Genomic DNA, 15,768 nt, shown 5'->3' with positions numbered 1-15,768 from the left:
CAGGATCTCGTGTTAAATGGCCCAGCTCTACTTTTATTATTCTGCAATGAACGCAGGTAAATCAACGTCTTTACTCCAATCTGCATATAACTATAAAGAGCGCGGTATGCGTGCTGAGATTTTCACCGCCGCACTGGACGATCGCTTTGGTGTTGGAAAGGTTGCTTCGCGTATTGGTCTTGAGGCCAGCGCCCACCTTTTTAATGGTACGAGTGACTTGTATCAACAGTTAGCAGATATGAACCGTGAACGAAAACTCGATTGTGTTTTTATTGATGAAGCACAGTTTCTAAATAAGCAACAAGTGCAGCAACTTGTGTCTGTGGTTGACGATTTAGATATTCCTGTTTTAGCCTATGGCTTGCGCACTGATTTTGTCGGCGAAACTTTCGAAGGTAGCCGCTACCTGATGGCGTGGGCTGATAAATTGGTCGAGCTTAAAACTATTTGTCATTGCGGTCGCAAAGCAACATTTGTGGTGCGCCTTGATCAGCAGGGAAATGCCGCCAAAGAAGGTGCACAAGTAGAGGTCGGCGGCAATGACAGATACGAGTCAATGTGTCGCAGACACTTTAAAGAATTGGTCTGGGACAAACCCTAATTCACTTAATCAGGCTAAACTCTTCATAAAAAAAGGCTCATATTTGAGCCTTTTTTGTATATTTATATTTTTAAACGTTTAGGGGCGCAAGGCTTTGTCACCGCGAGCAAGGCCACATACACCAGTGCGTGACGCTTCGATAATTTCAGTGGTTTGGGCTAACACATTAGCAAAGGCATCTAACTTATCACTGGTACCTGTGACCTGAATAGTATAGTTATTCAAATCTACATCGATGATTTGCGCGCGGAAAATTTCCACATTGCGATTCACCTCAGCACGTACTAATTCACTACGTGTGGCGACTTTAATCAACATCAATTCGCGTTCAACATGATTACCGTCAGTGAGATCAGTTACCTTGAGCACATCAATTAGCTTATTAACTTGCTTAGTGATTTGCTCAATAACTTTGTCGTCTGCTTGGGTAGTAATAGTTAGTCTAGACAGGCTTTTATCGTCTGTTGCTGCTACGCATAAGGAGTCAACGTTATAACCACGCTGGGAAAAAACACCTACAATACGTGATAGAGCACCGGGGGCGTTTTCCATCAAAACTGAAATAATACGTTTCATTATGTGCGCTCCGTTTTGCTTAATCTCATATCATCCATCGCCCCGAATTTAATTTGCATGGGGTAAACATGTTCATTTTGGTCTATTTGAATATCCATAAATACCAAGCGCTCTTTCTCAGCGAAACAACGCTCCATTGCCGCGTCCAACTCATCAGGATGGTCAACACGAATACCAATATGGCCGTAAGCTTCTGCAAGCTTAACGAAATCAGGCATTGAATCCATATAAGAACTAGAGTAACGACTCTTATAATTCATATCCTGCCACTGGCGTACCATGCCCAAAGCGCGGTTATTCAATGAGATGATCTTAATCGGCAATTTATATTGCAAACAAGTTGATAGCTCTTGAATATTCATTTGAATACTACCGTCCCCCGTAATCACAACTGAGGTGGCTTCAGGATGCGCCATTTGCACACCCATTGCAGCAGGTAAACCAAATCCCATGGTGCCAAGACCACCAGAGTTGATCCAGCGACGGGGCTTAGCAAAAGGATAATATAAGGCTGCAAACATTTGATGCTGACCAACATCTGAACTGACATAAGCATCACCTTTGGTGTGCTTATAAACCGACTGTATAACCTCTTGAGGCTTAATAACGTTGTCAGCTTTCTTGTAGTTCAAACAATCACGACCACGCCATTGTTTAATCTGATCCCACCAATCAAGTAATTTAGCTTTCTGCTTCTCGCTGTCAATTTTTCCTATATGGTCAAGCAACTGCTTGGTAACTTGCTCAACACTACCAACCACTGGTACATGTACCGCAATCGTCTTAGAAATAGATGCAGGGTCTATGTCGACGTGGATAATCGTCGCATGTGGGCAAAACTTCTCAACGTTGTTCGTTACTCGGTCATCAAAACGAGCGCCTAAGGCCAAAATACAATCGGCATTGTGCATGGCTTTGTTGGATTCAAGCGTACCGTGCATGCCTAACATGCCTAAACTTTGGGCATGCACACCAGAAAATGCACCTAACCCCATAAGCGTTGATGTAACCGGTAGATTTAATCTTTCAGCAAGCTCTGTAACCAGTTCACTGGCTTCGGCTGCGATAGCGCCACCACCAACGTATAAAATAGGGCGTTTGGCTTCAAGCAGCACTTTAGCCGCTTTCTTGATTTGTTTACTGTGCCCTTTGAGCGTCGGATTATACGAGCGCATAGTGACATCTTCAGGAAACTGATAAGGATGCTCTTCAAGCACATTGACGATGTCTTTTGGTAAATCAACCACCACAGGGCCAGGACGCCCAGTGTTAGCAATATAATAGGCTTTGGCAATGGCCTCGGGAATATCTACAGCGCGCTTGACGAGAAAACTGTGCTTTACCACAGGGCGCGAACAACCGACCATATCGGTTTCTTGAAAAGCATCTTCACCTATGTGCATTGACGGTACTTGACCAGACAATACGACCATAGGGATCGAATCCATATAGGCAGTCGCAATACCAGTAAGAGTATTGGTCGCTCCAGGCCCTGATGTTACTAGTACAGTACCTGTTGTACCTGTTGAACGAGCGTAACCATCAGCCATGTGCGCTGCGCCTTGCTCGTGACGCACTAGAATATGCTCAACATCTTCTTGAGCGTATAATGCGTCATAAATATCTAAAACGGCTCCACCGGGATAACCGAATACGTGCTTAACCCCAAGATCTTTTAGAGTTCGCACAACCATCGCGGCGCCTGACATCATTTCCACCGGTACTCTCCTAAAAAGTTGTTAAAAAAAGGTTTCGGCACAAAATTGCTACCAAACGAACGAAAACTATACTTGACCAAGGAGTAAGATTAAACAGGAATTTACATAAAAGTGAGATATATATCCCAATATAGCAATATATTAGGATATATCTTTCGTTTAGGCGTATTTCAAGCCAATTTATAGGATGGAATTAAGTCTTTTCGGATTAATTAAGGTTAATCATCCAGCTCAATTACTACTTCACTATCTTCAGACATGTCATCATCATCGCTCTGAGTTGACGGTCTACTACCATAAATATTACCAAGTTTAGGTCGATGTATGCGCTTGTCGTACTTATACCATGCTTTTTCAGCAACCGTACTCGGGTCTTTCTCACCCTTAGCTGAAGCTAATAATGAGTTATCTTCATCACATTCAGGTTCAACTTGACCATCAATTAAGGCAGCAATTAGGCAACCATATTGGCTCAGTGCCCTGCTTTCAGAAATTGAAAAGTCACCTGAACGTGAAAAACCATAAGGATAGTTTTTAGGATCGCTAAAAACACGTTGAAACAATGATTCTCTTGAAAGTTTTGCCATGCTGGCATCCCCGATTTAAATTAATTTAAAAACAACACGATTTGGCATTTGCCAACTTGCTTTATAATTTAAATCCGAAATCTGTCAATATTTTTCCCACGATTTTATATACGATTTTTGATCGATAAATAGCGTTTATAACATTAATGTTTCTATATGATTTTTATGACAGTCTGTTCGCCGCTAATATCGGAACAATTAGCTTAACGCTTTGGCACCCAAGCCCAAATCATTTCGCACTCAACCGGCTCGATTCCATTGGCATCGGTTACCTTAATTTGTACATTAATTTCACCTTTATCTTGCTGATTAAGTAGCGTGACTTGCTCGTGTGTTAAGGTGGCAACGGCAGTCATATCTCCCGTCGCACGTTTTACATAATTTAGATTCATACATTTGATCAGAGGGAGTTTGTCGCCTGGTAAATTAATACCCACGATAAAACCCGTAGCAGACTCCGCCAATAAGGCCATAGCAGCTGCATGGACACTGCCGATATGATTCTGTACCTTTTTACGGTTTTTCAAGCGAAATTCTACTTGAAGACCATCGGTAGCAAGTACCTCAATACTCGTGGTGCCCGCTAACTTTACTTTGTGACGGAATACTTTTGTCATTAAAAAAGTGCTGATTGGTGCGGGATAGTGATTTATTTTATCAACAAATTTTCGTAATGGATTGGATACGGGCACGTTGCCACCTTCATCTGGTTAGACCAGAAGTTAGTTTGCCCTCAAGACGCCTGAGTTACAAATATAAAATCACCTATAGTTCACATGCTTGTAAAGGATATCAAGAGGGATTAGGCCACACTGCAAGCTTCGCGACCCAAACATAATACTAACCGCAGGGATTTTGCCGTTTATCAAACGCAGCGAGTTGCTCTGGGGTCGCTGGTTTCTGATATTTAGCTTTCCATTCAGCGAATGGTATACCATATATGGCTTCACGCGCTTGGTCGTAATCGATTTCTACGCCCTGCTCTTTGGCTCCTGCCATATACCATTTAGATAAACAGTTACGACAGAAGTCCGCCAAAATCATTAAATCTATATTTTGTACGTCTTTATTTTCATCTAAATGTTTGATGAGCTGGCGAAAGGCAGCGGCTTGAGCTTCGGTTTCTTGAGCTGGAGTCATACGTTTTACCTGTGGTTTGGAAACAAAAATCTTAACCTACATTCTGGGGTCAGTTGCAGTAACTTCAATGCGCTGTGCGTTTTCCTGATGAAAATCCAGCAAGGCAGACAACCCTTTAAGGTTATGTAAGCTCCTAAATTCTATCCAATCAATCAAGCTGAATAAGCAAATAGCTGGGTAATTCCAACTATTAAACTTCCCTCTTTCAACTTGTTCGTTCAATTCTGCCAGCACGTTATTAACGCGTTCTTTTTGTAGCTTAAAAAACAGCTTGTCGGTATCGGCAACCACATCTGATTTAGACAGCAAAAACATTTGCACTAAGCTATCGTTTACTGAATCCACCAGCGTAAGTTGGTTCTCTTGGTCCCAACTGAGTGATGCGTAATCTAGCTGTTCACTTAGGTAACGATAAATCACGCGTGAATCATAAATAAGCGTGCTTTCATCCCCTTCAACATGCTCCAAAGCAGGCACTTTTAATGCCGGGTTTTTAGTAATCAAAATCGTCCGATCTTCGGATTCAAAAATTTGCATATTAATAAATTCATGTTGGGTATTAGCCAACCAGATACGTAAACGTCTCACGTAAGGTGAAGTGGTGGAGCCATATAATTTATACATATGTAGTCCTTACTGGTACAAGGTGATGATGTAACTGTTAATTGTGAGAAAAGCAGTTACCCATCAATATTAATAAACACCCAATGTGAATGCATCCCGAAAATTAGTCTAACAGCTTGTAGAAAAGTTCCTAGCTAGGCACCCAAGAGTTGGTTTTACATAACATCAGATGCTTTACTCAACCTCGTTAGTGCTACTCAGATGATGCAGTAGCGGAAACCACCATGCGAGACGCTTTACGCTGTTCACCGCGTGCTTTTAATGCCAGTAAGCTTGGGGTTAACACCAATGTTAATAAGGTCGCAAATGCTAGGCCACCAGCCACCGCGGTAGCTAATTGTGACCACCACTGTGTAGAGGGCCCACCAATATCGACATTACGGCCGATGAAATCGATATTAATTTCCGCCACCATAGGCAGCAGGCCAAGTATTGTGGTTACTGTGGTCATCATTACCGGGCGCAAACGTTGTGCACCGGTGCGCAAAATAGCATCAGTTGCACTGTAACCCTCTTTACGCAATATGTTGTAGGTATCAATCAACACAATGTTGTTGTTCACGACTATCCCCGCCAGCGCTATCACCCCAATACCTGACATCACTATGCCAAACGGTTTTTGGAAAATAGCTAACCCCAAGAACACACCCACGGTTGAGAACAACACCGCACTTAAGATTAAAAAGGCTTGATAGAAACTATTAAACTGTGTGACCAAAATAATCGCCATCACAAATAAGGCAATTAAAAACGCATTCACCAGAAAGGTTTCAGATTCAGCTTGCTGTTCATTTTGCCCTTTGACAATTAATGACACTCTAGGGTCGAGGTTTAAATCAGGTAGTTGTGCCTGCAGTTTGGGTAACTCAATACTAAGTAACTCACCCGGCGCCATATTGGCCTCAACGGTAATCACTCGCTCACTATCAATGTGGCGAATAAGATCCGTTTTTGGCTGAGCCTGACGCTGCACAAAATTACTGATAGGCACCATACCAGTGGATGTTTGCATGCGTAGTTCGTCTAGCTTGCCGATAAAGCGCGACTCAATTGGGTAGCGAACTCGAATATCCAATTCATCGTCTACATCATCAGGACGATACTCTCCTATTTTCAAACCGTTCGTCACAAATTGTACAGTACTGCCCACTAAGGTCGCATCTGCGCCAAAGCGTGCAGCATCACTTCGATTAACTTTTAGTTGCCACTCAATACCCGGCTGAGATGCCGTATCACTAATCGAGGTGAATTTATCGTTATCATCCAATGCGTGACGTACTTTTAACGCGGCTTCATTTAATAATTCAGGATAACGGGACGACAATTGAATTTGCAGATCCTTGCCTGATTGTGGACCATTCTGGTCGAGGGTAATTTCAATATCTAGCCCTGCAATATTAGACAGACGTTCTTGGGTTTCTTTCAGTACTTCGTCTGAATGCGGCCGTAAGTGCCAGTCGACTAAATTTAAGCGTAAATAACCGATTTGGTCTCGTCCGCCTGTGCGTGCATACAAGGTTTCAATCGCGTCCATATCAATCAACCGCTCCTCTACTTCTTGCACAATGACGTCTTTTTCGTAAATAGACATATCACCAGAAGAGCGCACGGTGACGTTAATACCACTGCTGTCTACTTTGGGGAAAAATTCTAAGCCAAGGCCCGATGCAAAATAAGCAAAGAATGATAATCCGGCCACAAAAAACGCTATCATTAGCACTTTCCACGGATGGCTAATAGCCTTAGATAACAAACGCACATAGCGTCCAGTAAAGCCTGTTAGCTGGGTTAAATCCCCACTTTCGGCAAGTAGCATTTGCTGCTTAGCGTTAGCTGAGATCGTCTGTGGTTTACCAAATACCGACCCTAGGGTAGGCACAAATACTAACGCCATCAGTAAAGAGGCTGAAAGCACGGCGATAAGCGTAAACGGTAAATACTTCATAAACTCGCCCATCATGCCGGGCCAAAACATAAGCGGCGCAAAAGCAGCAAGTGTCGTAGCTGTTGAAGCAATAATGGGCCACGCCATCCGCTGAGCAGCTTTAAGATAAGCTTGCTGTTTGTTCATCCCCTCGCCCATACACCTATCGGCGTATTCTGTGACCACAATCGCACCGTCCACCAGCATACCTACTGCCATAATCAGCGAAAATAGCACTACAGTATTCAAGGTGTAACCAAACATGGCGATGATTAAAATGCCGGTCAAGAACGAACCGGGAATCGATACACCGACTAAAATAGCGGTCCTGATCCCTAAGATAGCAACGATGACGATGGCCACTAATATGACTGCACTAGACACATTATTTTGCAGGTCGCCTAGCATCATGTTTACGTCAACACTTTGGTCTCCCGTGTAGCTCACATAGACACTACTTGGCCAAATAGCCGTTTGCTGGGCACCTTCTATCAATTCTTTAACATGCGTAACGGTCTCAAGCATGTTCTCGCCCGGGCGTTTCTTTACCTCTAGAGATACTGAATTATCACCGTTTAAACGAGCAAAGCTGGTAGGGTCTTTGTATGAACGCCTGACTTGCGCCACATCTTGAAAGGTAATTACCCGCTCGCCAACCACCTTAACTGGCTGCTCCATCACATCTTTTACTGACTCAAACACCGAGGGTACTTTAACCGCAAAGCTGCCTTTACCATTATCCATGGTACCGGCCGGTACTAAACGGTTATTACGTGACAGCAAATTTAAAATGTCATTTTGGTCTAACCCGTAAGATTCCATCAGTAACGGGTCAACTACGATTTCAACGATGTCTTCTCGGTCACCACCTATGTCGACTTCAAGCACTTCACTTAGGCTTTCTAAGCGATTTTGCAGCTCTCTAGCCACAGTAACTAATGCGCGTTCCGCCACAGGTCCAGACAACACCACTGTGATGGCTGCTTGCTGACCGGCCATAGTCACTTCATGAATAGTAGGCTCTTCGGTTTCTGAGGGTAATTTAGCCCTAGCCACGGTTACCTTGTCTCGCACATCGGCCAAGGCATCTTTTGAATCCAAGCCTGCAATAAACTCAAGAGTGATATTGGCGAAGCCTTCCCCTGCGGTGGCCTTCATTTCTTTTACGCCATCGATAGAGCGTAACTCTCGTTCCATGGGCTTGACCAGCATACGCTCAGCATCTTCAGGAGAAATACCATCGTGCACAATGGAAACATAAATAAAGGGGATAGGTACGTCTGGGTTAGCTTCCTTAGGTATGTTGGCATACGTGACCGCACCAGCCACAATTAACAGCACAAACATCATCAATACGGTGCGGCTATGGGTTAGCGCCGCTGCAATTAAATTATTCATTACTGTGGCTGCTCGGTTTTCGCTTGAACATTATCTTTCGGTTGCGAATTAGGGCCCGGGTTATTATCGACGTAGATCACATTCACCTTATCTCCGTCACGCACAAATCCATGCCCTAATGTAATGACATCCGTGATGTCACCCATACCGCCAAGCCATACCCCCTGGCTATCACTTTTTACAATATCAATGGGAATGAACTTAACATGTTCGTCGACCACCGTTTTCACGCCGATATTTCCAGCTTCATCAAGTGCCATAACAGAAGGGGTAATGCGCACGGCCATTGTCGTTTTTAAGGGTACGGATAACTCGGTGCTCATACCGGCAAGATGTTGATTGTTAGGATTATCGATAGCAACTTCTATTCTAAACGTATTAGTGCCCATGTCTGACACGCTTGATATATAACGAATTTTGCCATTGAGCGTTTGACCTGAAACCAAGCGACCTGTGGCTTGTTGGCCTAACGTAAGCGCTTGTACATCAGTCTCTGTGACATCCGCAGCAATAATAAGCGGATTCAAATCTACTAGCGTGGCGACCTTATCACCGTCTTTGAGTAAATCACCCAGCTCAACATTACGCTCGTTCACGATACCGTCGAAAGGCGCACTCAACGTCGATTTTGATAAAGCCAGCTCTATGGTGCTGACTTCTGATACGGCTAATTCAAGATTCGCTTGGGCTTGGGCTAAATTTGATTTTGATTGGTAGCCCTTTTGCCCTAAAGATTTCGCTCCTTCAAGTTCAATCTTTCGCTGGACTAAGGTAGATTTCGCAGATGTAAGGCGATTAACGAGATCACTTGTTTCAATATCAATTAGTGGCTCGCCTTGTTTGACACTTTGCCCTTCTGTCACGTAGATTTTTTCCACTAGGCCGCTAACTTCACTGCGTAGCGTAACCGAGCGATTTGGCTCGGTGCGCCCGTACAAATTAATCTCTCGGGTAATGGGCTGAGCATTGACACGCTCTACCCTAACACTGACTAAACCTACGTCACGGTGCTTCGCATCTTTTCGCGTCTGTGCGTCACTGTCTGGTTCCGCAAATAACATACCTGATGCCACCCATATTGTTAGTATTACTAAAATGACCAACGCTATCCAGTAAGGTTTTAAACGAAGAGTGTGCATCAACTTTGACATGAAATTTCCTATACGACGAACGCTTGATATATGTGATTAACTAAAAGCATACTCTAGGGCAGCATTAGTCGTGAAGAGTAAATGTTAGCAACATGTAAGTAGATAGTTTTTATTGTAAATACAGTAACAAGTTATGTACTTCGTAGTATTTTTTACCCGTATACATAACTTTTATACCAATGATTAATCGAATAAAAAACACGTTAACCCGCCACTGATACCTGCACAATTAGCCTGTCGAACTATTGGCCGTAAATGTATAACTAAGCGCGGGCTAAAATTTGCGATACGGCGTCTTTTACCGTTGCATATCTGATTTTTTCACATAGGCCGAACCCTGCTAATTGACGCAGTTTTAGCCGCGTAAAGAGCGGCATGCTCATCCCCGTTAAAAATCGGCAGTACGTATCAGCGGTAAGAACATAGTTAACCTTCCCTTCGATATGCTTAGCCAGTCCCTGCATTCCCTCTGCCACCGCTAGGGGATCAATTTCAGATACAACGTTTGTCACATGGAAGTGAGCGATATGCCCCCGACAGACACTACAATGGCCACATTTTTCTGGGGCCTTTTGGTCATCAAAGTAACGCGACAAATTATGACTAAGACATTTATCTAATTGAAAAAAGCGCACTAACATAGCGATGCGCTGCAGCTCTTTTTGTTCTTTATTGACAAAGTACGCATGCAGGTTTTCAGCAAGTTGAGGCTGATTGAGTTTATCAACATCAACTTGAAACACGTCAGTCATTTGCTTGGTTTGTAGTTCAATTAACTGGTTTTGTTGCAGATACTCTAGCGCGGCAACCACCCTAGCGCGTTCGTTGCCTGTTTCTTGAAACAACGTATCAAATTTTAGGCTTCCCCAGATTTTCTTAAAATCTGTATGCTGAAATACACTTTCTAAAAACACTTGACGAGAGGCATCAAATCGCTCCAATACCTCAGCCTTATCCTTCAGAAACTTGTAGCGCACATCAGCAAAGTAAGCATATTGAGGACGCACCACACCAAGCAACTCTAACTGCACCAATAAAGTTTTTAACGGTAATTGACGGATATTGCTTTGAGTCGATAAGCCATGGATCTGTACTTCCCACTGGCTACCTTGACTAAACTCAGTTGCAATGCCGCTTTCAGCTGATTGTGTTCCCTTGCGGATATCGTCCACCACATGTTGTATTCCTTGCAACTCAGGCGTATCACCATAAACAAAGTTTTCCACCGTGTTTAGGCCATCCAGATTACCTAAGGTAATACAATGTGAAAGTTGACCATCACGACCGGCCCGGCCAATTTCCTGACTATAGTTTTCAATAGATTTAGGTAAATCGTAATGCACCACAAAACGAATATCTGATTTATCAATTCCCATGCCAAATGCGATAGTCGCGACCACTACATGGGTTTTCCCGGCCATAAAATCTTGCTGTACCTGCTGGCGAATTTCATCCCCAAGACCAGCATGATAAGCCTTAGCAGATAAGCCATTTGCCGCTAACCTATGAGCCACTTGCTCGGCGGTATGTTGCAGCGTGACATACACAATACCGCAACCTTGTTGGTCGCTAACGATTTGCAAAAGCATCTGATCTTTTTCTTGCTCTGGCGTTGCTAATACCTGTAAATCTAGATTTTCACGGTAGAACCCCGTTTGCACTATATGCTCAGGTAAAATAGCAAAGCGCTTAGCCATATCTAATTTAACTTTTTTTGTGGCCGTAGCAGTAAGCAGCAATACCAAAGGAATATTCAGTTGTTGGCGATAATCAGGCAACTTAAGATAGTCAGGTCGAAAGTTATGACCCCACTCTGAAATACAGTGGGCCTCGTCAATCACCAACATAGAGACAGCGACACTGTCGATAAACTGGCGAAAACGCTCATTCTTGAAGCGCTCTACAGACACCATCAGTATTTTAATTTCACCGCTGCGCACCCGTTCCATCGTTGTGCGCTGCTCGTCAGCACTAAGGGTTGAATCAATACTGCCTGATGCAATACCTTTGGCTTCTAAAAAGGCCAATTGATCTTTCATTAACGCTAATAGGGGGGACACGACTAAGGTTAAATGGGGTAAATGCAGCGCACAAAATTGATAACACAGAGATTTGCCAGAGCCAGTGGGGAAAATAGCCAAAGAAGAATCACCAGTAAGCAGTTGATTAACCACTTGCTGTTGCCCACCGCGAAATGCATTAAAGCCAAAGGTAGTTGCAAGACTCGCGCACTGAGCTTGTGGATTATTGGCGATATCATTAGGCAAGAATTGCATGGCGTGTTCCTTTGGCCTTCGAGCACTTCCGTCCATGAGGCATTAAATATTTACGCCTGCAAAAATGAAAGAAGCGTAACGCCGACAAAACTACGAAAAGAAAACGAGCGACAATGTTTATGAGTTAATAACAAGAGTCGCTCAGTATAGATAAAGCCAACGGGGATTTCAGCCCTATTTACGACTCTACCATGCACTGACGTTCCAATGGTCTTTGGCTAGCCAATCCATTCTTGCATCTTCCCCAGCGATGCTTGCTGCTGTTGCATGACTCGAGTGGCAACGTCAGCGTATAAAGTGTCGATCTGTTCAGCTGACATAAAGCGCTTACTAAAGCCCGGATAAACTGGGTCTATGTGTAACCGCGCAGTGTTAATCAAATGACCTATTAAGGCTTTCACATTATCGGTGCCCATTGCCACGCGCATAGTGGTGAGGTAAATACCACTTTTCTGCTGATTTTCAGGGTCTAATTCAGAGTGTGATGTCAGCGCAGGACATAAAATAATGGTGTTGCTTTGACCAATACTCACCTGATGACTAAACGCTGGTTCTAGACCATCAAAAAAACGTACAAAGGTATCTCGGTCGATATCTGCCCCTTGCATGTCCATGGTAAACAATGGGCAAGGCCAACCATGGCGCATTTGGCTGGCTCGCAGCTCGCTATTCGGGTGACCCTCAATGGCGTGGCTGTTTACGTTCAACGCCGGATGCGATGCCATAAAGTGGCTGAATACCTGCGTGTTAATGACCTTTTGTAACATACGCATTTCTAACGTTTTCATGCCATTAAGTACATCAAAGGCTTTCTCTGAATCTAAGAACGCACCTTTAATATAATACACATCCCAGAACATCGTTTTTGACCAGTCGTAGCCATTAACGCAATCGCCTTTGGCCTGAAACATGCGATATCCTTGGCCAATCACAACACCAGCGGTGGTGGCGCCGCTGCCACATATGTCTTTGGTATAACTGTGTACCACATAGTCGGGGCGTTCTTGCTCGTCTACCCGGCGTAATGGTTGGTGCAATATAGGCGTTGCTAAGGTCGAATCCAGCATCACCAAATGCCCTGCCTTATGACTTACTTTACAGATGCCCGCAATATCCAGCACATAACCATGTGGGTTACACGGGGATTCAAGATACACGTGCAGGGCTTTGTCTTTCAGGCGATTGCCATGCTTAGCTTTTGTCGTTTCTAAAAACGCGTTGAAGGCTTGTGTGGAGTATCCATCGAACCATTCTAACTGAATATTAAGGCGATTTTCACGGGCAAAAAAGTCGTATAATAATTGATATACTCCACCATAGACATTACGCGAAACAATCAATACATCTCCATGGCTTAGCACGTTTGCTAATAAAGCATCGATGGCAGCCATTCCTGAATTAAAATTCCATGCTAAATAATCTTGCGCATAAGACCCAGCTTCTAAGTCGACAATGGCATTCGCCAAAGAGATATTAGTCGGGTTTAACAAACGTGAATAAATCTGATGAGTAGACTCCTTACCTTGAAACGCATCGTCTACCCATTCGGTACAGGCATAAACATAGGTCGCCGTACGCACCACCACTGGGGTTGCAGAAAATAAAGCAGTGACATTGTCGAACAAGGGATAGTGATGTTTCGACAAGCCAGAGCCACCTTGGTTGGTTATGCTTTGGTAAGTAGCCCTGAACGGATTTTGTAAAGTGTCTAGCACTTTAGCAATTTGAAACGACAAGAACTTTTTAGCGTTAAAATAAGCAACCTTATCCTGATGGGCGAGTTGGCCAAGTGTCTGGTTAGTGACTTTCCATAATTGATTTACATCCGCCTGAGCATGGTACAAATGACTGGCCGCTTGAAACAAAGCTTGGCCATATTCACTATTGCCGTCTATACCAAAATGTTGCAATTGCTCTTTTGTCAGCTCACTTATGCTGATTGCTTTAGTAGAATTACGTTTTGGTGAAAGTAATTTCGCATGCTCAATATACTCATCGCTGTGCATAATGTTGGTTAATCCATTTATAATTACGTAAAATAACCATAAACCAAATTAAAGTAGTAAATAACACCATTTAAAAGAATTTAATTTCAAATAAACGCAAAAATTGAATGAAAACGTTACTAACTTGTTAATTCTTCCAATTTACTGTGTTTTTTAAATGCAGATAATAATCAGATTAACAACGGTTATGCTGGCAATAAAGATGAAGCCCATTAGTATGTGGTTATAGCTTTTGGTCACTTGATTCGTTTTAGAAGGATGTGTAGGGCGCAATGAAATACCAAAAACGCTCCTCTGAAGAACAGATTGTTTTGTCAATTAGTGCGGCCGCATCCCTGTGCATTCTGCCCTTTTTAGTTATTCGAATTTATAACGAAGATTGGTCTATCGCATTATTGGATTTTGTGGCTGTGGCAACCACCGCAGGTTTATTTGGTTACGTCTATTTCACTAAACGTACACTATTCGCACGTTGGGTACTGTCGATAATCTGTATCGCCATCGCCTCGGGCACTATTTGGCTAAAAGGGCCTGATCAGATTGTCTGGGTGTACCCTGCCATCATTTGCCTATTCTTTATTCTTCCGCCGAGTTTGGCCGCATTACTTTGCGCAATAAATATCGCGTTAATTGGTTATTTATTGCCATCGGAAATGAGCGTGATAGAAAGCGCACGCTTTTACTTTTCAACGTTAGTCACCTTTATTTTTAGCTATGCTTTTGCAGATCGTATGCTTTATCAGCAAGCCCAACTGCAGATATTGTCATTTAAAGACCCCTTAACCAACGCCGGTAACCGCAGGGCCATGGAAGAGAAATTAATCGACCTGCTTAAAGAGCAACGTCAACAACCAGCGGAGAAAAAAGCCTGTTTGTTATTAATCGATTTAGATGAATTTAAGAAAATAAACGACAAACAAGGTCATGCTTGTGGCGATGATGTACTGAAACAGACCGCTGCGCTTATCGAACATATACTGACCCCGGAACAATGCTTATTTCGCTTTGGGGGCGAAGAATTCGTGGTACTGGCCAGCAACAATATTGAACAGTCCATTGCGCTTGCCGAAAATATTCGCCAGACAATAAATGACTTTCCTTTTGGGCAAAATGTGCGCTTAACCGTATCCATAGGCTTGGCTGAATACCAATACGACGAAACAGGTTTAGAATGGCTAGCCCGCGCCGACATAGCCATGTACCAAGCTAAATCTGCTGGGCGAGATTTGTGCTGCCTAGCCGCCTCGTAACCCGCGCACTATATTTGTTGTCTGGTTTAGCTTGTGCTAGCGCGAAAGCCATTGGTATCGGGTAGCCCATCAGTTAAGATCACACTTTATATCAATAATAGGTACTTCATATGACTCACGCTCTCGATCAAGACAGCATCGCCAAGATTGAACGTTACACCCCAGAGGAACGATTGCGCTATTTAGTAAAAGAAGTGGTGAGCCAACAACAAATCTGGATCCTTACCGATCAAGATGGCTGCGTAATGCTAAATACCGAAGACGAAGACTGTGCGCCAGTTTGGCCCAATAAAGAGTTTGCCCAATCATGGGCCACGGGCGAGTGGCAAGATTGCGAGCCAAAAGCGATTAGCTTAGACAAATGGTACGCCAGTTGGACATCAGGTTTAGAAGAAGACGACGTATTTATTGCGGTATTTCCTAACCAAGACGAAGAGGGCTTGATAATTTCTCCTCAAGAACTCGATTACGAGTTAAAGCAGAAAGCTAAAAAAACAAACTAAAAAAGAGCCCACAG

13 protein-coding genes are annotated in these 15,768 nt (G+C 43.4%); 3 read left to right on the top strand and 10 right to left on the bottom strand.

The window, feature by feature from the left end; all coding sequences use genetic code 11:
- Positions 1 to 16: 16 nt before the first annotated feature.
- Complete coding sequence (locus GQR89_RS03350) at positions 17 to 601, top strand: thymidine kinase (protein ID WP_158768757.1); 585 nt, start codon at positions 17 to 19, stop codon at positions 599 to 601.
- A 78-nt stretch (positions 602 to 679) separates the two neighbouring features.
- Here GQR89_RS03350 and ilvN read toward each other — a convergent pair whose 3' ends face one another.
- From ilvN to GQR89_RS03300, 10 genes are all read right to left on the bottom strand, one after another.
- Positions 680 to 1,177: an acetolactate synthase small subunit gene (ilvN, locus tag GQR89_RS03345; RefSeq protein ID WP_158768756.1), complete on the bottom strand. Its 498-nt coding sequence runs from the start codon at positions 1,175 to 1,177 to the stop codon at positions 680 to 682.
- Positions 1,177 to 2,895: an acetolactate synthase 3 large subunit gene (locus GQR89_RS03340; protein ID WP_158768755.1), complete on the bottom strand. Its 1,719-nt coding sequence runs from the start codon at positions 2,893 to 2,895 to the stop codon at positions 1,177 to 1,179. Before GQR89_RS03340 ends, ilvN begins: the two co-directional genes overlap by 1 nt.
- A 218-nt stretch (positions 2,896 to 3,113) precedes the next feature.
- Entirely contained in the window at positions 3,114 to 3,482 is a 369-nt protein-coding gene (gene maoP, locus GQR89_RS03335; RefSeq protein ID WP_158768754.1) for a DUF413 domain-containing protein, read from the bottom strand.
- Positions 3,483 to 3,685: 203 nt separating this feature from the next.
- Positions 3,686 to 4,174 (bottom strand): DUF4442 domain-containing protein, encoded by a 489-nt coding sequence (locus tag GQR89_RS03330; protein ID WP_158768753.1) that lies wholly within the window; start codon positions 4,172 to 4,174, stop codon positions 3,686 to 3,688.
- 148 nt (positions 4,175 to 4,322) lie between these two features.
- Positions 4,323 to 4,622 (bottom strand): DUF1244 domain-containing protein, encoded by a 300-nt coding sequence (locus tag GQR89_RS03325; protein WP_158768752.1) that lies wholly within the window; start codon positions 4,620 to 4,622, stop codon positions 4,323 to 4,325.
- 36 nt (positions 4,623 to 4,658) lie between these two features.
- Entirely contained in the window at positions 4,659 to 5,246 is a 588-nt protein-coding gene (locus tag GQR89_RS03320) for a glutathione S-transferase family protein (protein ID WP_158768751.1), read from the bottom strand.
- Positions 5,247 to 5,439: 193 nt separating this feature from the next.
- Positions 5,440 to 8,568: an efflux RND transporter permease subunit gene (locus tag GQR89_RS03315; protein ID WP_158768750.1), complete on the bottom strand. Its 3,129-nt coding sequence runs from the start codon at positions 8,566 to 8,568 to the stop codon at positions 5,440 to 5,442.
- Positions 8,568 to 9,719 (bottom strand): efflux RND transporter periplasmic adaptor subunit, encoded by a 1,152-nt coding sequence (locus GQR89_RS03310; protein ID WP_158768749.1) that lies wholly within the window; start codon positions 9,717 to 9,719, stop codon positions 8,568 to 8,570. The genes GQR89_RS03315 and GQR89_RS03310 overlap by 1 nt, the downstream gene beginning before the upstream one ends.
- 263 nt (positions 9,720 to 9,982) lie before the next feature.
- Positions 9,983 to 11,995, bottom strand: coding sequence for an ATP-dependent DNA helicase RecQ (locus tag GQR89_RS03305; protein ID WP_158768748.1), 2,013 nt, complete (start codon positions 11,993 to 11,995; stop codon positions 9,983 to 9,985).
- A 218-nt stretch (positions 11,996 to 12,213) separates the two neighbouring features.
- Positions 12,214 to 14,001 (bottom strand): PLP-dependent aspartate aminotransferase family protein, encoded by a 1,788-nt coding sequence (locus tag GQR89_RS03300; protein WP_158768747.1) that lies wholly within the window; start codon positions 13,999 to 14,001, stop codon positions 12,214 to 12,216.
- Positions 14,002 to 14,273: 272 nt separating this feature from the next.
- On the opposite strand from GQR89_RS03300, the gene GQR89_RS03295 reads away from it, so the two are divergent.
- A complete protein-coding gene (locus tag GQR89_RS03295) occupies positions 14,274 to 15,251 on the top strand; it encodes a GGDEF domain-containing protein (RefSeq protein WP_158768746.1) in 978 nt (325 codons plus the stop codon).
- A 110-nt stretch (positions 15,252 to 15,361) separates the two neighbouring features.
- Positions 15,362 to 15,754 carry a DUF2750 domain-containing protein gene (locus GQR89_RS03290; RefSeq protein ID WP_158768745.1) on the top strand — a complete coding sequence of 131 codons (393 nt, stop codon included), beginning with the start codon at positions 15,362 to 15,364 and terminating at the stop codon, positions 15,752 to 15,754.
- Positions 15,755 to 15,768 lie beyond the last annotated feature (14 nt).

It is taken from the genome of Paraglaciecola sp. L1A13, from assembly GCF_009796745.1.
Lineage (GTDB): Bacteria > Pseudomonadota > Gammaproteobacteria > Enterobacterales > Alteromonadaceae > Paraglaciecola.
The sequence above is the reverse complement of the archived record's forward strand: the minus strand, read 5'-3'. Positions and strand labels throughout refer to the sequence as shown.